The 19,593-nt window shown below is 70.9% G+C and carries 18 protein-coding genes; 10 read left to right on the plus strand and 8 right to left on the minus strand.

The genetic code is table 11. The features are described 5' to 3' along the window. Positions 1–42: 42 nt before the first annotated feature. From ACWF7A_RS19055 to ACWF7A_RS19085, 7 genes are all read right to left on the minus strand, one after another. Positions 43–1,263 (minus strand): MFS transporter, encoded by a 1,221-nt coding sequence (locus ACWF7A_RS19055; RefSeq protein ID WP_452251759.1) that lies wholly within the window; start codon positions 1,261–1,263, stop codon positions 43–45. Continuing rightward, positions 1,260–1,397, minus strand: coding sequence for a hypothetical protein (locus ACWF7A_RS19060; protein WP_452251760.1), 138 nt, complete (start codon positions 1,395–1,397; stop codon positions 1,260–1,262). The genes ACWF7A_RS19055 and ACWF7A_RS19060 overlap by 4 nt, the downstream gene beginning before the upstream one ends. Then, positions 1,394–2,638 (minus strand): ATP-grasp domain-containing protein, encoded by a 1,245-nt coding sequence (locus ACWF7A_RS19065; protein WP_452251761.1) that lies wholly within the window; start codon positions 2,636–2,638, stop codon positions 1,394–1,396. Before ACWF7A_RS19065 ends, ACWF7A_RS19060 begins: the two co-directional genes overlap by 4 nt. Then, positions 2,635–3,918, minus strand: a complete 1,284-nt coding sequence (locus ACWF7A_RS19070) for an ATP-grasp domain-containing protein (protein WP_452251762.1) — start codon at positions 3,916–3,918, stop codon at positions 2,635–2,637. Before ACWF7A_RS19070 ends, ACWF7A_RS19065 begins: the two co-directional genes overlap by 4 nt. Then, positions 3,915–4,871: a PLP-dependent cysteine synthase family protein gene (locus ACWF7A_RS19075; protein ID WP_452251763.1), complete on the minus strand. Its 957-nt coding sequence runs from the start codon at positions 4,869–4,871 to the stop codon at positions 3,915–3,917. Before ACWF7A_RS19075 ends, ACWF7A_RS19070 begins: the two co-directional genes overlap by 4 nt. Continuing rightward, entirely contained in the window at positions 4,868–5,470 is a 603-nt protein-coding gene (epsC, locus tag ACWF7A_RS19080) for a serine O-acetyltransferase EpsC (RefSeq protein WP_452251764.1), read from the minus strand. The genes ACWF7A_RS19075 and epsC overlap by 4 nt, the downstream gene beginning before the upstream one ends. 109 nt (positions 5,471–5,579) lie before the next feature. Next, the gene (locus ACWF7A_RS19085; RefSeq protein ID WP_452251765.1) at positions 5,580–6,806 is read right to left on the minus strand and encodes an MFS transporter; all 1,227 of its coding nucleotides are present in this window, start codon (positions 6,804–6,806) and stop codon (positions 5,580–5,582) included. A gap of 184 nt (positions 6,807–6,990) precedes the next feature. Here ACWF7A_RS19085 and ACWF7A_RS19090 point away from each other — a divergent pair, with 184 nt between their 5' ends. Then, on the plus strand, positions 6,991–10,068 hold the full coding sequence (locus ACWF7A_RS19090) for a BTAD domain-containing putative transcriptional regulator (RefSeq protein ID WP_452251766.1): 3,078 nt from the start codon (positions 6,991–6,993) through the stop codon (positions 10,066–10,068). Between the two features lie 80 nt (positions 10,069–10,148). On the opposite strand, the gene ACWF7A_RS19095 is transcribed toward ACWF7A_RS19090, so the two are convergent. Beyond that, on the minus strand, positions 10,149–10,355 hold the full coding sequence (locus ACWF7A_RS19095) for a hypothetical protein (RefSeq protein ID WP_452251767.1): 207 nt from the start codon (positions 10,353–10,355) through the stop codon (positions 10,149–10,151). A gap of 188 nt (positions 10,356–10,543) precedes the next feature. Between ACWF7A_RS19095 and ACWF7A_RS19100 the strand changes: the two genes are divergently transcribed. The 9 genes from ACWF7A_RS19100 to ACWF7A_RS19140 all read left to right on the plus strand — a co-directional run bounded on the left by ACWF7A_RS19100 (position 10,544) and on the right by ACWF7A_RS19140 (position 19,350). Beyond that, entirely contained in the window at positions 10,544–11,428 is an 885-nt protein-coding gene (locus ACWF7A_RS19100; protein WP_452251768.1) for a hypothetical protein, read from the plus strand. Between the two features lie 55 nt (positions 11,429–11,483). Then, positions 11,484–12,137 carry a hypothetical protein gene (locus ACWF7A_RS19105; RefSeq protein WP_452251769.1) on the plus strand — a complete coding sequence of 218 codons (654 nt, stop codon included), beginning with the start codon at positions 11,484–11,486 and terminating at the stop codon, positions 12,135–12,137. Beyond that, positions 12,134–12,328 (plus strand): hypothetical protein, encoded by a 195-nt coding sequence (locus ACWF7A_RS19110; protein ID WP_452251770.1) that lies wholly within the window; start codon positions 12,134–12,136, stop codon positions 12,326–12,328. The genes ACWF7A_RS19105 and ACWF7A_RS19110 overlap by 4 nt, the downstream gene beginning before the upstream one ends. Positions 12,329–12,588: 260 nt before the next feature. Next, positions 12,589–13,893: an ATP-grasp domain-containing protein gene (locus ACWF7A_RS19115; protein WP_452251771.1), complete on the plus strand. Its 1,305-nt coding sequence runs from the start codon at positions 12,589–12,591 to the stop codon at positions 13,891–13,893. A 1-nt stretch (position 13,894) separates the two neighbouring features. Next, the gene (locus ACWF7A_RS19120) at positions 13,895–15,124 is read left to right on the plus strand and encodes an ATP-grasp domain-containing protein (protein WP_452251772.1); all 1,230 of its coding nucleotides are present in this window, start codon (positions 13,895–13,897) and stop codon (positions 15,122–15,124) included. Beyond that, complete coding sequence (locus ACWF7A_RS19125; RefSeq protein WP_452251773.1) at positions 15,121–16,380, plus strand: MFS transporter; 1,260 nt, start codon at positions 15,121–15,123, stop codon at positions 16,378–16,380. Before ACWF7A_RS19120 ends, ACWF7A_RS19125 begins: the two co-directional genes overlap by 4 nt. Then, a complete protein-coding gene (locus tag ACWF7A_RS19130) occupies positions 16,377–17,435 on the plus strand; it encodes a histidinol-phosphate transaminase (RefSeq protein ID WP_452251774.1) in 1,059 nt (352 codons plus the stop codon). The genes ACWF7A_RS19125 and ACWF7A_RS19130 overlap by 4 nt, the downstream gene beginning before the upstream one ends. Before the next feature lie 89 nt (positions 17,436–17,524). Next, positions 17,525–18,742 (plus strand): aminotransferase-like domain-containing protein, encoded by a 1,218-nt coding sequence (locus ACWF7A_RS19135; protein WP_452251775.1) that lies wholly within the window; start codon positions 17,525–17,527, stop codon positions 18,740–18,742. Continuing rightward, complete coding sequence (locus ACWF7A_RS19140; RefSeq protein WP_452251776.1) at positions 18,739–19,350, plus strand: mycothiol-dependent nitroreductase Rv2466c family protein; 612 nt, start codon at positions 18,739–18,741, stop codon at positions 19,348–19,350. Before ACWF7A_RS19135 ends, ACWF7A_RS19140 begins: the two co-directional genes overlap by 4 nt. The last annotated feature ends 243 nt before the right edge of the window (positions 19,351–19,593 follow it).

Consider the following 19,593-nt stretch of genomic DNA (forward strand, 5'->3'; position numbering starts at 1 on the left):
CGGCGGAGAAACCACCGGGCGTTTTCAGTCCACAAAGGATCGTCAAGCCGGTTGCGGCACCGGGACGGCGATGCGCACGGCCTCCTGCGGCAGCCTGGGCTCCAGGCGCACCAGCGCCAGCGCGGACGCGGTCACCCCCGCGGCCAGCACCAGCCACATGCCCGTCGCCGAGAACGTCATCAGCCACGTCAGGACCGCCGGCGCCAGGGCGGTCGGGATCGCCCAGGAGAACTGGTACACCGACAGATGACGCCCGCGCGTCTCGGCCGGCGCCGCGGAGGACACCAGCGCCGAGGCGGTCGCCCCGTGCATCAGCTCTCCCAGCGTGAACAACGCCGTGGCGGCGAACGCGCCCGCGAGCAGCACCGCGGCCGACGACGACACCACCCCGAGCGCGGCGAACACGACGAACGACACGCCGATCACCGCCGCACCAGCGGCCGTGGTCCTGGTGCGCGGGTACCGCACCAGGTACCGGGTGACCGGGATCTGGAGCAACGCGATCCCGATGGTGTTCACCGCGTACAACGTGCCCACCAGGCTGGTCGGGGCACCGAGTCGTGTGGTGATGTACACCGGCAACGCCACCGCCAGCACCATGTACCCGAAGGCGACCGGCACGTTCAGCGCGGTCAGGGTCATGAACGGCCGGTTCGCCAGCACCGTCCGGTATCCGCCGCGCGCCAGGGTTCTCACCGCCGGCGCCACCGGCCGATACCGGATGGAACCGACGATCACCGCGGCCAGCACGAACGCGAGGCCCGTGCCGAGCACGATCACCTGGTACGCCGCGTCACTGCCGAGCGTCAGCGCCCCGGCCGCGACCAGTCCACCCGCACCGAGTCCCGCGTTGCGCAGACTTCGTTGTGCGGCAAGCAGCTTGTCCCGTTCGGCGCCCTGGGCGATGTCGGCCACCAGCGACTGGACCGACGGGGAGAACGACCCGTCGCCCACCGCCACCAGCGCGACGGCGAGGAACATGCCGAGCGCCGAGTCCACGAACGGGTAGAGCCCGAACCCGAACGCCCGCAACAGGTATCCGCCGACGACCACGGCACGTGCACCGAACCGGTCGACGAGCACCCCCGCGATCGGGTTGCCCACCAACGCGAACAGCGCGCCCGCCGTCAACAGCACGCCGACCCGTTCGATCGGCAGCCCGGTGACGTGGTGGAAGTACAGCAGGGACAACGGCAGGTACATGCCCGCACCGGTCGCGTCGACGACCATCCCGGTCAGGTACCGGGTCCTCCAGCCGTTCATCGCCGGTCCTTCCTCCGCTGCTCGGGAATCCGCGCGGCGGGCCGCTCGACGCGGGCGCCGCTCGGGTTGGCGGCGACGAGCACCAGGTCGACGGGGTTGAGGACGTCCATCTCCGGCAGAGCGTGCTTCTTCATGACGATCCCTCCTGGACTATGCGGGTCTGGGACTCGAACCTGGCCCCGAGCGCGCGCAGGCGGGACTCCGCCTCCGCCCGGTCGGCGCCGGTGGCCACGGCGGCGAGAAGGAAGTCCGCGGACCCCGCCGCCGGCGGGATGACGTCGCCGACGGCCGCGTAGCGCCAGAACCGCGCCACCCAGGGCTCGACGACCGTCGACGGCAGCGCCTCCACGAGACCCGGCCGCTTCATCATCAGCACCTGTCCGGCCATCCGGGCGGGCCTGGGCCGCGGCCCGCCGGCGAGGGTGGCGGCGAGAAGCGGAAGGGACAGGCCCAGCTGCGCGCGCGTCGCGTACTCGCCGTGGTTGATGCCGAAGATCGCGGCACCGACCTCGCGGATCTTGGCCCCACCGGTCCTGGCCGCGATCTCGCACACCACGAGCCGGTCGTCGGGCGTGTGGAACACCTCGGCGTGGAAGCCGTGGTCGAGGTGCCGGTCCGACGTCCGCAACGCGGTCACCGCCCGCTCGGTCAGTTCCAGCAACCGCACCGACAACGGATCCGCCACGTCGAGCGTCAGGTCGACGCGCGCACCCGGATCGGAGCCGAACGACGAGAGCGAGTACTGGTACTGCGACGCCCACTCCAGCACGACGCGCCCGCCGACGACCAGGCCGTCGACGTGGCACATCCGGCCCGGCACGAACGACTCCACGAGCACCGGGCCGCCGAGCTCCAGCGGCTCCGGGCCGTGCAGCACGCGCAGGCCGATCGAGTTGAACCCGGCGACGTCCTTGACGACGACCGGGAACCCGTTCTCCTCAGCGAACTCCCACACCTCCGCGGCACTCGAGACCACGGCGTGGCGTGCGACCTCGATCCCGGCGTCGACGAGCATCCGCTTCATGACCGACTTGTCCCGGTACGGCACGGTGTCCGCGGTCCACGCGCCGGTGAGACCGAGCTCCTCGCGCACCCGCGCCGCCACCAGCATGTCGCCCTCGTGGTGCGCGACGACGTGGGTGACCTCGAACTTCGTGGCCAGCGTCAGCGCCTGGTCGAACACGAGCTCCTCGTCGTGGAAGTCCGGCACGACCTCGAGGTGGGTCAGCCCCAGGTGATCGGCGGGAACCTCCTCCCCCGCACCGGTGATGCGGTCACGAGCGGCGAGGACGACGACGTCGGCGTCGTACCCGGACAGCCAGTGGCGGTACGGGAACGGTTCGAACGGGTTGCGGTGGATGATCAGCACGCTCATGCCGGCACCGCCTCGGCGACCTCCGCGGCACCCGCGCGGACGACGGTGCCGTCCTCGGTCTCGACCTGGATGTCGATCACCGACTCGATCAGCCTGGCGCCGTTCGCGATGGCGTCGTCGGCGTCGAGACCGGTGACCGCGACCAGCCCGAGCCGGTCCCAGTTGTCACGCAGTGCGCGGACCTCGTCGCCGGGCTTGGCGCTCACCCGCACCACCAGGGCCACGGGTGCGGCGGCAGCGGCCTCGACACCCGAGACCGACAGGACGCGGCCGGGCGTTCCGACGACGAACCGGGTGCTCGCGCCCGCGTGGGCCACGGGCCGTTCCGGCAGCTCGGGCACGAGGCCGAACGGCCAGCCGACCGAGTACGTGATCAGGTCGATCCCGTAGGCGCCCTCGACCAGGTCCGTGATGGCGTCACCGGCGACCCGGTTGTGGCTCTCGATCACCTGCACGCCGCGCGAGCCGACCCGGACCTCGGTGTGCGCGACACCGTCGCGCAGCCCCATGGTGGTCAGGAACCGCGGCACCTCCGCCCGGATCAGCTCCTCGTCGGCCTCGCTCATCCGCGCCGGCACGACGTGCCCGACCTCCGCGAACGACCGCGGCTCGACCCACTTCTCCGTCACCGCGACCACGACGTGGCGACCGTTGAAGCTGAACGTCTCGACGCTGTACTCCTCGCCGTCGATGTACCGCTCCATCAGGAACTCGCCCAGCAGGAACAGCGTCGAGACGCGGTCGGTGCGAGTCCCGCGAAGACGCGTCACGTGCTCCCAGGCGCGCTCGAGCTCATCCGGTCCGTCGACCTTCAGCACCCCGATCCCGGCGGTCGCGTCGGTCGGCTTGACGATGAACGGGAAGCCGTGGCGCGCCGCGTAGGCGTCGAGGTCACCGCGCTCCGCCAACGGCGCCGCCGGCACCGCCGAGGGGTCGTGCAGCGCCAGATGCGCCCGCATGGCGAGCTTGTCGCGGAACAGCCTGGTGACCTCGAGACCGGTGCCGCCCAGACCGAACCTGTCGTTGATCCGGCCGGCGTTGTCGAGGCCCGGTTCGGTCAGCGACAACGCGACGTCGAAGCCGTGGACGTCCCACAGCTCCTCGGCCACCGGCTCGACAGCGGACCAGCTCGTGAAGTCGACGATCCGGACGGCGTCGGCAGCCGCCTCCTGGATCGCCGAGATCTTGGTCGGGTGCTGCAGGAGCAGCACCGTGACACCGAGCTCCTTCGCCTTGACGACCGTGTCGTCCGTACCTCCGACCAGCAGCAGAGTGCTCATCGGTCAGCTCCTCTCGTGATGCCGGCCGACGTCAGCACGCTCAGGTAGCGCTCACCGGTGTCGGGCAGGATGGTGACGATCGTCTTGCCTTCGTTCTCCGGTCTCTCGGCGACGCGCAGTGCGCCGAAGGCGGCGGCACCGGACGAGATCCCGGCGAGCACGCCGACCTGCCGGGCCAGCCACAGCGCGGTGTTCGCGGCCTCGTGGTCGGTGACCGTCAGCACGTCGTCGATCAGCGCGACGTCCGTGGTGTCGGCGACGAACCCGCCGTTGAGGCCGGGAATGGCGTGGCTGCCCGCGTACCCCCTCGACAGCAGCGGGGACCCCTCCGGTTCCACGCCGACGGCCTGCACCAGCGGGTTGCGGGACTTGAGGTAGGCCGCGGTGCCGCAGAGCGTGCCGCCCGTGCCGATACCGGCGACGAGCACGTCGACGGTGCCCGCGGTGTCGGCCCAGATCTCCGGCCCGGTGGACTCGAAGTGCGCGGCCGGGTTGTCGGGGTTGGCGTGCTGCTGCGGGAACCACGAGCCGGGCGTCGCCTCGTGCAGTTCCCTGGCCCGGTCGATGCACCCCTGGTAGCGGAGCTCGGCCGGAGTCAGCACCACCCGCGCGCCCAGTGCCTCGAGCAGTCCGATGCGCTCGCGGGTGGCGTTGTCGGGCAGCACGATGACGCACCGGTAGCCGCGTGCGGCGCTCAACGCGGCCAGCGCGATCCCGGTGTTGCCGGACGTCGCCTCGATGACGGTGCCGGATCCGGGGACGAGCAGGCCGTCGCGCTCGGCGCCGCGCAGCATCCACAGCGCCGCCCGGTCCTTGACGCTGGAGCCGGGGTTGGCCGACTCGAGCTTGGCGAGCACCGTCGCGTTCGCGGTGGGCAGCCGCAGCAGAGGTGTGTTGCCGACCAGCTCGTCGATCGACTCGGCGACCCGCCGGGTGCCCAGGGTCGTGGTCATGACGCCGTCCTCCGAAGGGTGTGGCTGGTGGACACGGCCGCCGTCGGCGCGAGTGCCGCGGCACGGCCTGGCACGTCGTTGACGACGAGAGCGCAGGCCCCGATCACGGCGTCGTCGCCGACGGTGATCGGGCCGAGCACGGTGGCACCTGTGCCGAGAACGACGTTCCTGCCGATCACGGGATGTCTGCGTTCGCCGGACGGGCGCAGGTTGTCGCGCCACCAGCCGACCGCGCCGAGCGTCACCTGGTGGTAGATCGTGACGTCGTCGCCGACGACGGCCGTCTCCCCGATGACGACGGCAGTGCCGTGGTCGATGAACACCCGGCGGCCGAGCCTCGCGCCGGGATGGATCTCCACCCCGGTCGTGGCACGCACGAGCAGCATCAGCGCGCGTGCGGTCCGTCGAAGTCCGCCGGTGTGCAGGCGATGCGAGACGCGATGGGCCCACATCGCGGGCAGCGCCGGGTGCAGCAGTCCCTCCACGTGGCCGCGGATCGATGGATCCCGTTCGACCACGGTGTCCCAGTCCTCGCCGCACAGGCGCAGCAGTCCGAGCTCGGTGCCCGGCGCCGGCGCGGCTGTGGTGACCCGCTCCATAGTGAGGGCCTCCTCCCCATCCGTCGGTTGTCAGCAACCTCAGGGTGGGCGGAGGCCCTTTGGGTCGGCTTTCGGCGATGGCACGCCGGCCGATAGCGGATCGATAGAGCTAAATCGCCTGGTCAGACGGCACCGGACGGCTGCGGCGCGCCCAGGCGACCGCAGGACCGGTCGCCAGCGCGGCGGCCAGGAAGAGCCCGCCGAGCGCCAGCCAGCCCACGGCACCGCCGTCGATCACCAGCGCGGTCAGCGCCAGCGGGCCGAGCGTCCTCGCGACGGCGATGCCGCTGCCGAAGAACCCCTGGTACTGCCCCTGCTTGCCCTCCACCGCGAGACCAAAGCTGATCTCCCAGTAGCCCGAGGCCAGCATCATCTCGCCGGCGACCTGCAGCACGGCGCCCGCCGCGAGCACCACCGCCGCGACCCAGGCCGCCTGGTTCCCCGACGAGAACGCGAACACCACGCACGCGGCGAGGAGGAACACTCCCGACAGGCGCACGATCCGGACCGCGCCGGCGAGGTCGTGCACCCGGTTCGCCACCGAGACCTGGAACAGCACCACCGCCACCGTGTTGATCACCATCAGCACGGACACCATCCAGCGCGGCGCACCGGTGTGCCCGACCACCCACAACGGCAGCACCACGCTCAACAACGGCATGTACAACATCAGCACGGAGTTGAGCGCCGTCAGCACCGCATAGGGGCGATCCCGCAGCACAACGAGCACCGGCTCGCCTTTGTCGGCCCTGGCGACCCCCGGTACCCGAGGCAGGCGTCGCAGTACGAGTGCCGCGGCCAGGAATGTGGCGGCGTCCAGCGCGAACGCGATCAGATACGCGGCCTCGGTGTCGAACTGCAGTGCGACGCCACCGATCACGGCGCCGATGGCGATACCGGCGTTCGCAGTCGACTGCATGTACGCGCGTGCCTTCGTCCGCCCGGCCGCGTCGACCACTCCCGCGAGAAGGGCCTGCCGGGCCGCGACCAACCCGCATTGGCAAATCGTATAGATGCACGCCACAACGAGGAACGCGGGGAAGGAACGCACCACCGCGAATGCCGCGACCGCGATCGCCGTAGCCGCCGCGAGCGCCACCGCCACGCCACGTGGACCACGCCGATCCGCCAAATGCCCGAGCGGGACGCTGGCAAACGTTCCTAGCGTCCACCCCACGGTCAGACCCAGTCCCACCTGCGTCGGCGTCAAGCCGACTATTCGGGTGAAGTACAGGACCGAACAAACATAATAGGCACCATCACCAATCGCATTGGTCAGCTGCGCAACGGCCAAACTATGAGATGGCCCTGCCGGAGGGAGCAATTTTCTTAACATCGCGCTCCTTTTTCCTCGTCACGTGACATCATCATCACTCGGGAACCTCGCACCGTGAGCCGATCGTCATCGTCGACTCGCGGGGCGAACGCATGTCCGGTTCTTTCAGAACCGAAGAGACAAAACGGACTGCAAGGGCAGCGGGTAGTACTGCTAGGGCGGGTAGTTGAGGGGCGGACCAGCCATGCTGAGACTTCTGGGACCAGTGGAACTGGTGGTGGACCAGCGGTCGCTCGATCTGGGCGGGCCTCGTCAGCGAGTGGTGCTGACGATGCTCGGACTCAACGCCAACCGGGTGGTCCCGGTCGACCAGCTCATCGACGCGGTGTGGAACAGCTCCCCGCCCTCCACCGCGAAGGGCCAGATCCAGATCTGCATCTCGGCCCTGCGCAAGGTGTTCACCGACGCCGGACTCCCCGAGGCCATCCGCACCAGACCACCCGGTTACGTCCTGGAGATCCCCGACGACGCCCTCGACAGCATCCAGTTCACCGCGCTCGTCGCGCGTGCCCGTGAGGAGAGCGACGCCGGCTCCGGTGAGATCGCGGCCGCCACCCTGCGCTCCGCACTGGCGCTGTGGCGGGGGTCGGCGCTGTCCGGTGTCTCCAGCGACCTGGTCCAGCGCGCCGCGGTGCCGCTCGACGACCTGCGCCTCGCGGCCGTGGAGGAACGCATCCGGCTCGACCTCATGCTGGGCAGGCACGAGGAGATCTGCGGGGAGCTGCGGACCCTCGTGCACGACAACCCGTTGCGCGAGCGGCTGCACGGCTTCCTCATGCTCGCCCTCTACCGCGCGGGCAGGCAGGCAGACGCGCTCGAGGTGGGTCGCGCCGCCCGCACGGTGCTGATCGAGGAGATCGGCATCGAGCCCGGCCAGGAGCTGCAGGACCTGGAACAGGCCATCCTCAACCGCGCCCCCTCCCTCAACGCTCCCCCGGCGCGCGAGAAGACCCCGGCAGGCCAGGCCGCGCCGCCCGCGGCGGCCGAGGCCCCGGCGACCATCCCGCGCCAGCTGCCCGCGAGCATCACCGACTTCACCGGGCGCGACGACCTGATCGAGGTGCTGCGCTCGGGCCTCGCCGCCGAGTCCGAGCAAGAGCGCTACGCCGTGCCCATCATGGCCATCTCCGGCAAGGGCGGAGTCGGCAAGTCCAGCATCGCGGTGCGGGTCGCGCACGAGGTCGCCGACCGGTTCCCCGACGGCCAGCTCTACGCCGACCTGCGCGTGCACAGCGCGGACGACCGCACCGGAAAGCTGCTCGCCCGGTTCCTGCGGTCGCTGGGCGTGCCCGGCACGGCGGTGCCCGACGACATCGACGAGCGGGAGGAGCTCTTCCGCAGCAAGGTGTCCGGCAAGCGGCTGCTGCTCGTGCTGGACGACGTCACCAACGAGGCCCAGGTGCTGCCGTTGCTGCCGGGCAGCGCGTCCTGTGCGGTGATCACCACGAGCCGGTCGCGGCTGTCCGGGCTGCCGGGCGCCCAGTGGATCGACGTGGACGTGTTCGACGTCGACCAGTCCGCGGACCTGCTCGCGCGGATCATCGGTCAGGAACGGGTGAACGCCGAACCGGAGGCCGCGGTCGAGCTGATCACGTTCTGCGGCGGCCTTCCCCTGGCGTTGCGCATCGCCGGGGCCCGGCTCGCGTCGCGGCCGCACCTGCGCATCGACGGACTGGTCCGCAGGCTGCGCGACGAGGCGCGGCGGCTCGACGAGTTCGAGCACCACGGGCTGGAGCTGCGGTCCAACATCGGCCTGACCTACAAGGGCCTCGCCCCGGACGCCCAGCGGTTGTTCCAGCTGTTCTCTCTCATCCGCGCGCCCGAGTTCCCCGCGTGGACAGCGGCCGCGCTGCTGGACATAGACATCTACGACGCCGAGGACATCCTCGAAAGCCTCGTGGACGCGCAGCTCGTGGACACCGTCGAGTACGCCGACGCGACGGCGACGCGCTACCGGTTCCACGACCTGATCCAGGTCTACGCCAGGGAGAAGCTCACCGAGTCGACCACGCAGGAGGAACGCACCGAGGCCCTCGCCCGGCTGCTGGGCGCGTGGCTCTCGCTCGCCGAGGAGGCGCACCGGCGCGAGTACGGCGGCGACTACACGATCATGCACGGCGGCGCTCCCCGCTGGGCGGACGCCACCTGGGCGAACATGGGCCTGACCGCGAACCCCATCGACTGGATGGAGAGCGAGCGGAGATCTCTCGTCGCCGCCGTCCGCCAGGCCGCCGCGGCGGGGATGGACGAGCTGTGCTGGGACCTCGCGCTGACGTCGGTGACGTTGTTCGAGTCCAAGGGCTACTTCGACGACTGGCTGGAGTGCGCGAGGACCGCCGAGACCGTCGCCAGGGTCGCCGGCAACGACATCGGCGTCGCGGCGATGCGGTACTCGCTCGGCACGCTGCACATGTTCCAGACCCGGCTGCACGAGGCGGCGCAGTGCTTCGGCGAGGCGCTGGCGGGTTTCCGGGTGGCGGGTCACGAGCACGGCCAGGCGCTGGTGCTGCGCAACGACGCCCACGTCGACGGACTGCGCGGCGACGTCGGCTCGATGCTCGTCAAGTACGGCGCGGCACTGGTGACGATGCGCGCCTCCGGCGACCGCATCGGCGAGGCGCACATCCTGCGCAGCCTGGCCAAGCACCACCTGGAGGAGGGCGACACGGCCACCGCGCGGGAGCTGCTCGACGACGCGGTGCGCATCACCCGCGAGGTCAACTGCCTGCGCGCCGAGGCCCAGGTGGAGCACCGCGTGGCAGAGCTGCACGTGGTGACCGGCCAGATCGACCAGGCGCGCAAGTCGTTGCACCGCGTCCTGCAGATCGTGCGCGACACCGGCGACCGCATCGGCGAGACCTACGCTCTCTACAGCCTGGGTGTGGTGCGGCACAAGGAAGGCCGCCTCGACAACGCCGAGACGACCCTGGTGCACGCCCTCGACCTGTCCCGCAAGATGGGCGAACGGCTGATCGAGGCGAAGACGCTGTACTCCCTGGGGCAGATCGCACTCGCCCGCGGCGGTGGCGCGGCGGGCACCACGCATCTCGAACGCGCGCGGCAGCTGTTCGAGGACCTGGGTTCGGCGCTCTGGCAGGCGAAGACCCTCCTCGCGCTGTCCGAGGCCTCCGAGACCGGCGAGGACGCTCTGGTGGCCGTGCTCCGCGCGGCCGAACTGCTCGCGCCGCTCAGTTCCAAGGAATCCGCTCAGCTGCTGGCCGAGGTGGAAATGACCCGCGCCGCGCTCTCGTCCTCCGTTTAGAAACACTGCCCGGAACGTCGTGCGTGACGTTCCGGGCTGGACGGGTGCGAGATCGTGAATTCTCTTCATTTCTTGCCTGATCACCAGTGCGTGTCTTCGACGCAGATCAGGAGGTCGGCGCTCCAGTGTGTGTCCTGGGGGCAGTCGTTCGGTCCCTGAACGGTGACGTCCGTGTTCTTCCAGTGCGTGTCGGCGGAGGCGGTGCCGCTCGCAATTCCGAGGACGGCGATCGTCGCGATGATGACGGAGACCAGCGTCGAGGCGGCGGACTTGCGGCTGGCGAACATTTCTACCTCCGGATTTGTCGGGGGCGTTCCCCCTGGCTGACACCAGTTCAGCCACCGGCTCCATCGGTCCTCGTTCCGTCCGCCATCGAGGTGCCTTAAACCGGCCGATAGGGCCTCGAAAGTCGATCGACAGCCCCGCCCTGCAACGTTCGTCCCGTCGAGTTCAACGAACACGGGAGGGACCGGCGATGAACGCCACGACGCTCCGCCTCAGCAACGACGACCTCCGGCACGTGGTGGAGGACGCCGACGCGGTCCAGGCGATGGCGACGGCGTTGATCGCACGCTCAGCGGGACGCGAGGACCTCACCGGCCTCGCGGCCGTCGGTGCCGCCGTCCGCGACGACGGCGAGACCGCGATCTACGAGACCGCGCAGGACAGGCAGCGGTGCGTGATGTCCGCCGCCGGCCTGCGCGAGTACCGGCTCGCGGTGCTCACCGCGCTGGCGACCCGCCACCTGGTGGCGCCCGGAGTCGTGACCGCCTCGGTCATCGGCTCGGGGTTCGCGCTGGAACTGCAGCTCACGATCCTGCGCACCCACGTCCCCAACGTCAGCCACATAGCTGTGGCGACGCTGGGGAACCAGCCGCCCGACCGGGCGGTGCTCGACCGGCTCGACCGCGACGGCATCGGGTTCTCCCTGGTGGAGACCCCCGCCGACGCGATGTTCGGCGCCAACCTCGTCGTGCTGGCCGGGTCCACCCGGCTCGGCGCGCTGAGGCTGGCGAAGGGCGCGGTCCTCGTCAACACCACCGGTGTCGACCTGCCCGTCGCCCTGCTCGACGGCGTGCACGCGGTCTTCGTCGACGACCAGGAAGGGCTCGCCGACAGCGACCGGACGTTCGCCAGGACCCGCCGGGAGACGCGCAGAGGCGGCCGTGGACACAGGTCCCCGTCCGTCGTCTCCGACCTCGGCCGGGTGCTGGCGGGCGAACACCCCGGTCGCACAGACCACGACCACGTCCTGCTCGTCGAGCTGATCGGCGGCGGGACGGAGCTCGACCCCGTCCTCGCGGGCCGCATCCACCAAGCCGCCGCCGCGGCCGGACTTGGAACCTTCGCTGACAACTGATTCCACCCGAGAAATGTCCGTTCGCGGCGAGCAGCCGATACCCAAGGAGCCGACCATGTCCGTGTCCCAGAGCCACTGCGAGTTGCGCATCGTTCCTTCCTGCACCTCGACTGCGCTGTCCGGTCTGCGCAGCTGCGACCAGTGCCGCCAGGCCCTGCGTGACGAGCTGCGGGCGCTGCCCGGACTGCACGAACAGTGCGCCCAGTCGCTCACGCCGGGTCGCCGGCCCGAGGTCGTGCAGATCAAGAACTCGCGCGTGCCCGGCGGGATGAGCCTCAACCTCACCGCGGTCTCGGTGCGCACGAGCATCCTCGGCGTGCTGGCCTCGTGGTCGTCGATGGTCATCGAGGAGACCGGCACCGTGAAGCCGCCCTCGCGCCGGGTGCACGTGCTGTCGACGTTCCTGTACCGCAACCTCGACTGGATCCTGAACCACGAGGTCGCGCAGGACTTCGCCGAGGAGATCACCGACCTGGCCGACGCGGCGCGGGCCGTGCTGGACCCGTCGATGAGCGAGCGCCTCGACCTCGGCCCCTGCGGCGAGGCGGGCTGCGGCATGACCGTCTACGCGGCGATCGGCGCCGGCGCCGACGCGGGAGCGCACGCCGCCTCCTGCGGTGCCGGCCACCACATCTCGGCCGGCCAGTGGCTGCTGCTCGAGGAGTCCGACGACGTCCAGCAGCACTCCGCGCAGGGGACCGTGGCATGAAACAGCGGACGCGCGGGCGAACCGTGCCGACCGAGCTCGCGGCGCTCGCCGCCGGAGTCTCGACGGCCACCATCCGCAAATGGGCCAGCCGGGGAAAGCTCACCCGGTACGGCAGCAGGAACAAAGCCGAGTACAGCCTCGACGAATTACGCGAGATTCTGCGCGAGAACGCGGCGAGAATTGCAGTCTGAAAAACGGCCACGAACAGGGTCCTTCCACACGGGAGGGCCCCTGTTCGCGTGTCCGGAAAAAGCACGAAAAACTACATGTGGACTTTCTCGAACAAAGGGTTGACCGACCACCCCCGAGATGTCACGCTGTTCTCGGGGCACCGCTTTGCCCGCACGGCGGACAGACACCGGAACTGACCCTGATTCGTTTCCTCCCACGCGACTGGATGCGCGTTGTGGAGATGACTGCATTCACTTGATTCTCTGTTTGGAGCGCCGCCATGTCCGAACCGTCGTTACCGAGAGCATTCATCCTGGCCGGCTCCTTGCTGGCCGTCTGCCGCGCGCCGCGTTATCTCGCGGAACTGCGCGAGCGCGGACTGCGGGTACTGCTGATCACCTCGGCGAACTGGCGAGCCGAGGCGGAGCGGGTGGCCGGGGACTCCGGCCACCCGCTCGCGGGCGTCGAGGACATCGCGTTCGTGGACGGTGGCGTGCGCCACGAGGGATCGCTCATCGCGGGCCCGATCGCCGCGGCGCTCGCCTGGCGACGCCGGTACGACGTCGTCGGTGCCTACGCGGTCGGCGAGACCATGGTGGAACCGGCAGGGCTGATCGCCGACGCGCTCGGCGTACCGGGGCCCGGCCTGCGCGCCAGCCGCGTGTGCCGCAGCAAGTACCTGCAGCGCTGGTACCTGCCGGAGTTCAGCCCCCAGGTGGCGTTCGCCGGGGACGACCTGTCCGGCGTGCGGTTCCCCGCGGTGGTCAAGCCGTCGGGCCGGCACTCCAGCTCCGGTGTCGTCACCGTGACGGACGCAGAGTCGCTGCGCGCCGAGCTCGCCGCGTACGGCGACCAGGAGACGGTGCTCGTCGAGGAGAAGGTCGTCGGCCAGGAGTACTCGGTGGAAAGCCTGGTGCAGCACGGGAAGGCCATCTTCGCCTCGGTGACCCGCAAGGACACCAACGACCACGACGGCAGGCACTTCGTGGAGCTCGGGCACACCGTGCCGAGCGACCACGCGGCCGTCACGGAGCTCCTGCTGGACGCCAACCAGGCGGTCCTCGACCGGCTGGACGTGCGGGACGGGATCACGCACGCCGAGTGGCGGGTCACCGCGAACGGACGCCCGGTCCTGATGGAGATCGCGGCCCGCCCGCCGGGTGACGGCCTGTGCTCGCTCTACGAGCTGGCCACCGGCCGCCCGCTGGAGACCGAGGTGCTGCGCATCGCGCTCGGCGAGCACGCCGACTACCCGGCACCGCGCCGCCACACCCGGCAGGTCTACGTCGAGCACCCCGAGGGCGTGCTCGACGACGTCGTCGTGGACTGGCCCGGCGTGGAGGTCGAGTGGGTCGGCGAGGCCGGTGTCTGGGAGCAGCCCGAACCGCTGCCGGCGGACGCACCCGCCACGCTCCACGCCGTGCACGTGCACGCCGAGCGCGGCGCCGTGCTGGGCCCGATCACCTGTTCCGAGGACCGCTCCGTCACGTTCCTCGTCGACGCGCCCACCGCGGCCGAGCTCGACGAGATCACCGAACGCGTCCGGCGCGCCGTCGACATCCGCACGACACCGAAGGAGGCGTGAGATGAGCAACCTGTTGATGGTCATGCCCTACCGCGCCTACCTGGCGAAGGCCAAGGCCGAGGGCTTCCGCGTCGGTGCCGTCTGGGACCCGAAGGTGGCGACCGAGATCTTCGGCGGGCTCGCCGACCGGTACCTCGACGACGTGCGGGCGCAGGCCGACGCGTTCTGGGAGGCCGACTTCGCCGACCCCGCGGGGTACGAGCAGGTGCTGCGCGAGGCGGCACGGGAGTTCGGCGCGGACCTGATCTGCCACGTCGGCCAGGAGGAGAGCATGGGCCTCGCCGTCCGGGTCGCCGGGGACCTCGGTTTCGCGGCGAACTCGGCGGAGTCCGTGCACCGCCTCAACGACAAGGTCGCGCTGCGCCGGCTGCTCGACGAGCACGGCCTCTCCCCCGTCCGGCACGCCGACGCGGCGGACTGGCGGTCGGCCGCCCCGCTGCTCGCGGGCTTCGAGCTGCCGGTCGTGGTGAAGCCCACGCAGCTGTCCGGCAGCCGCGGGGTGGTGCTGGTGCGCGACCTGGCCGAGTTCGAGGCCTGGGGCGCCGCGCTGGACGAGACCGGCTACACCGGCCCCGTGCTGGTCGAGGAGTACCTCACCGGCCAGGAGTACAGCGTGGAGACGATCAGCGTCGACGGCAGGCACCACGTGATCGGCGTGACGCACAAGAGGCTCGGCGCGCCGCCGCTGTTCGTGGAGGCCGGGCACGCCCATCCCGCACCGGCGGCCGACGACGCCATCGGCGCCACGGTGGTGGCGATGCTCGACGCCGCCGGGTACCGCACGGGTCCGGCGCACACCGAGCTGCGCGTCACCCCGGCCGGACCGAGGATCATCGAGTCGCAGGCCCGGCTGGGCGGTGACCGGATCCCGCGCCTGGTGGAGCTCGCCACCGGCATCGACCTGGAGCGCGCGGTGTTCGCCGCGCTGGCGGGACGTGACCCGGCGCCGCGTGCGCGGCAGGACGTGGCGTGGATCCACTACTTCGCGCTGCCACCGGGCGTTCTGCGGTCGGTGAGCGGCCTCGACGAGATCCGGGCGCTGCCCTTCGTCGACGAGCTGTCCTTCCCGTTCGAGCCCGGTGCGCGGGTGCCGTTCACGGTGGACTGGCGTTCGCGCCACGGTTTCGTGGTCGTGTCCGCCGCCTCACACGAGGAGGCGGCGCGGCGGGTTACGAACGTGGAGGCGCTCCTGCAGGTGTCCGTGGACGATCTCGCGGAGGTGTCGACATGAACATCAGGACGCTGCACCCGAGTCTCCGCGTCCGCATCGGCGTCGGGTTCGTCAACCGGCTCGTGGACTCGATGATCACGTCGTTCATGGCCGTCCACCTCGCCCTGGCGTGGGGGGTGGCGGCCGCCGGCGTGCTGCTGATCGTCGTGGTGGCGCTCGGCGTGGCCGGAATGCTGTTCGGCGGCCACGTCGCGGACCTGCACGGCAGACGGCGCACGCTGCTCGCCGCCGAGGCGGGCGCGGCCGTGACGTTCGGCGTGATGGCGCTGGCCGACTCGCCGGTGCTCTCGAGCGCGCTGCTGGTGTACCTGGCGTACGTCGCGAACAAGTTCGCCGCCAGCGTCGCACTGCCCGCCAACGACGCGATGATCGTGGACCTGACCTCGCCGGAGACCCGCAAGGGCGTCTACACGATCAACTTCTGGGCGACCAACCTGGCGCTCGCCATCGGCGCGCTCGTCGGTGCCGCGCTCTACTCGCGGTTCGCGGTGGTGCTCGCGGTGGCGACGGGGGCGACGCTGGCGGTGCTGGCCACGACGTACTTCCTCATCGCGGAGTCCAAACCGGACAGTGAGGTGCCCCGCGAACGCCCGCAAGGGGTTCGCGCGCTGCTGCGGGAGTTCGGCGACGGATACCGGCTGGTGCTGCGCGACAAGCTGTTCCTGCGGCTCATGGTCGCCGGGACGCTCACGCTCGCCGTCGAGTTCCAGCTCGTGAACCACATCGCGGTCCGCCTGGCCACGGACTTCCCGACGCAGCAGCTGCTGTCGTTCGCGCCCGCCGTGGACGGGGTCGGGATGATCGGCCTGCTGAGGGCCGAGAACACGATCCTGGTCGTGGTCCTGGCGTTGTTCTCCACCGTGCTGTTCCGCGGGGTGTCCGACCGGACCGGCCTGTACCTCGGCACGGCGTTGTTCGTCGGCGGGTACGCGGTGATGGCGGTGAGCTCGTCCGGCTGGATCCTGATGGCCGCCGGCCTGGTGTTCACCGTCGGCGAGCTGATGAGCGTGCCGGTCAAGCAGGCACTGCTCGCCAACCTGGTGCCGGACCACAGCCGCACCCGCTACATGGCCGTCTACAACCTCAACATCCGGGTCGCGCAAGGACTTGCCGCCGCCTGCGTCACGCTCGGCGCCCTCGTGCCGGCCTGGGGCATGGCCGCGCTGTACGTCGCGCTCGGCGCGGTGATCGTGTGGCAGTACAGGTTCGTCCTGGCCGGCAGGCCGGTCGCCGAGAAGGTGGGGGTGCCGTCGTGATCCGTCCCGTCGTCGAGTCGTTGCCGACCTTCAAGCCGGGCCCACCGGTCGTCTCCCCCTCGGGAGAGACGTTCCTGCTGGCCGCCAACGAGTCCGGCGACGGCCCGCTGCCGTCGGTCACGGCCGCGATCTCCCGCGCGGCCGCGGACGTGCACCGCTACCCGGACTACACCTCGGCCGAGCTGGTCGGCGAGATCGCCTCGTCGCTGGGCGTCGGCACCGGTCAGGTCGCGGTGGGCTGCGGGTCGTGCGGCGTGATCGCGAACCTCCTGTCCGCGGTGGAGGAACCCGGCGGCGAGGTCGTGTTCCCGTGGCGGTCGTTCGAGGCCTATCCGACGATGACCAAGCTCGCCGGCATGAACCCGGTGCCCGTGCCGTTGCTCGACGAGCGGCACGACCTGCCCGCGATGGCGGCCGCGGTGACGCCGCGGACCCGCGCGGTGATCGTGTGCAATCCCAACAACCCCACGGGGACCAGCGTGCGCCGGGCCGAGCTGGAGTCCTTTCTGGACTCACTGCCGCCGGACCTGCCGGTGCTGCTGGACGAGGCGTACTTCGAGTACGTCCGGGATCGGGAGTCACCGGACGGCCTGACGCTGCTGGCCGGAAGGCCGTCGCTGGCCGTGGTGCGCACGTTCTCCAAGGCGCACGGCCTGGCCGGTCTGCGGGTCGGGTACCTCGTCGCGGACGAGCGGCTCGCCGGTGCGGTGCGCACGGCGAGCCTGTCGTTCGGCGTGAACCGGATCGCGCAGGCCGCCGCGGTGGCGTCCCTGCGCGCCGGCGACGAGCTCACCGCCCGCGTCGAGGCCACGGTGAAGGAACTGGCCCGCGTCCGGGCCGCGTTGCTCGACCAGGGCCGGACCGTGCCCGAGTCCGAGGCCAACTTCGTGTGGCTTCCCCTCGGTGAGGAGTCGGTCGCGTTCGCCGCCACCTGTGCGGCGGCCGGGGTGGCCGTGAGGGCCTTCCCCGGCGAAGGCGTCCGGGTGTCGATCGGCGACACCAGGGCCAACGACGCCTTCCTCGCGGCGGCGGAGCACCACTCCCGCTGCCACTAGGGCCGTCGTCAGGGCCGCCCGCGACGACGTGGGCTTCGTCCGCGGGCGGCCCTGACGATTCCGCGACACACTGAGAGGAGGAGTCCGTGATGGATCCCTCAGAGAGATTCAGCATTCGCAGCCGGGGTCTGCGCGCCTCGGAGATCCGGGCGCTGTTCGCCGTGGCCGCGCGCCCCGGCGTGGTGTCACTGGCAGGCGGCATGCCGGCCGCGGACGCGCTGCCCAGCCAGGTGCTGGCGCGCATCCTCGGTGAGGTCGCCGCCGAGCCCGGCGCGCTGCAGTACGCCACCGGGCAGGGCGCTCCCGGCCTGCGCGAGATGATCTGCGGCGTGATGGCGCAGGAAGGCATCGCCGCACACGCGGACGACGTCGTCGTCACCACCGGCGCACAGCAGGCGCTCGACCTGGTCACCGCCGTGCTGGCCGATCCGGGCGACGTCGTGCTCGCGGAGTCGCCCGCCTACGTCGGCGCGCTGGCCACGTTCTCCGCACACGGCGTCCACGTCCGGCACGTCCCCGACGACGGCGCGGGCCTCAGCGGTCCCGCCATCGCCGAGGCGGTGGACAGGGCGCGCAGGTCCGGCCGGCGGGTGGCGTTCCTCTACACGGTGCCGAACTTCGGCAACCCCTCCGGCGTCACGCTCAGCGCGGCGCGGCGGGCGGAGGTGCTCACCACCTGCGACCGGATCGGGCTGCAGGTGGTGGAGGACAACCCGTACGGGTTGCTGCGCCTGGAGGGCGAGCCACTGGCCGCATTGCGCGCCGCGCACCCCGGCGTGGTTTACCTCGGGTCGTTCTCGAAGATCCTGGCACCGGGGCTGCGGGTCGGCTGGGCGCTCGCCCCCGCGGAGGTCACCGCCAAGGTGGTGCTGGCCGCGGAGGCCGCGATGCTCTGCCACTCGGGGCTCGCCCAGGTCGCCGTCGCCCGGTACCTGGCCGACGAGCCGTGGATCGACCACGTCAAGGCGTTGCGCGAGCTCTACTGGGAACGCCGGCAGACCATGGTCGCGGCGCTGTCGGCCCTGATGCCGCGCGGCACCCGGTGGCAGGTGCCCGAGGGGGGCTTCTTCCTCTGGCTCGCGCTGCCGGACGGCGTGCGGGCCAAGGCGATGCTGCCGCGGGCGATCCAGGAAGGTGTGGCATATGTCCCCGGAACGGGTTTCTTCGCCGACGGCAACGGTGACGATCACCTCCGGGTGTCGTATTCCTATCCAGAACCGGAAGCCATCACGATCGGCGTGCGCAGGCTCGCCCGCGTCGTGAAGGAAGCCACCGAACCGCAACTGAACCGGAGAACACCCTCATGACGGCCCAGAAACCGCGCGTCGACTTCTACTTCGACCCGGCCTGCCCGTTCGCCTGGATCACGTCCCGCTGGATCCTCGAGGTGGAACAGCACCGCGACATCGACCTCTCCTTCCAGGTGATGAGCCTGTCGGTGCTCAACGAGCACAAGGAGATCGAGCCCTGGTACCGCGAGTTCTGCAACCGGGCCTGGGGCCCGGTGCGGGTCGCGATCGCCGCCGCGGAGAAGTACGGCGACCAGGTTCTGCGCGAGCTCTACACCGAGCTCGGCACGCGGATCCACAACGGCGGCAACAAGGACTACCCGGTCGTCATCGCGGAGGCACTGGCCGCGCTCGACCTGGACGCGTCGCTCGCCGAGGCCGCCGGTTCCGACGCGTACGACGAGAAGCTGCGGGCCTCGCACCACCGCGGCATGGACCCGGTCGGCGAGGAGGTGGGCACGCCGACGATCCACATCGACGGCGTGGCCTTCTTCGGTCCGGTCTTCATGTCGATCCCGCGCGGCGAGCAGGCCGCCCGGTTGTTCGACGCGGCGGTCGAGCTGGCCGCGTACCCCCGGTTCTTCGAGCTGAAGCGCACCCGCACGGGCGAGTTCGACTTCAGCTAGTGGTGGTGTGGCTCGCAACGTCGCCGGTGGAGTTCGTGGTCAGACGGGTGCGTCGTGGTGCCGCTCCACGTCCTCATACCGGAGTCGTATGGGGGCGTGGGGGCGGTGCCGCGAGGCGCCCTGCTGAGCGTGAACTACGCCGCCGGCGTTGAGAGCCACACCACCGACCCCCACCGGCGAGGCCTCTGGAGACGAATCCAGGGGCCTCGCCGCGTACCCACAGACCCCACACCTCCCGCCGAC

The sequence above is a fragment of the Lentzea sp. NPDC055074 genome, assembly GCF_053608005.1.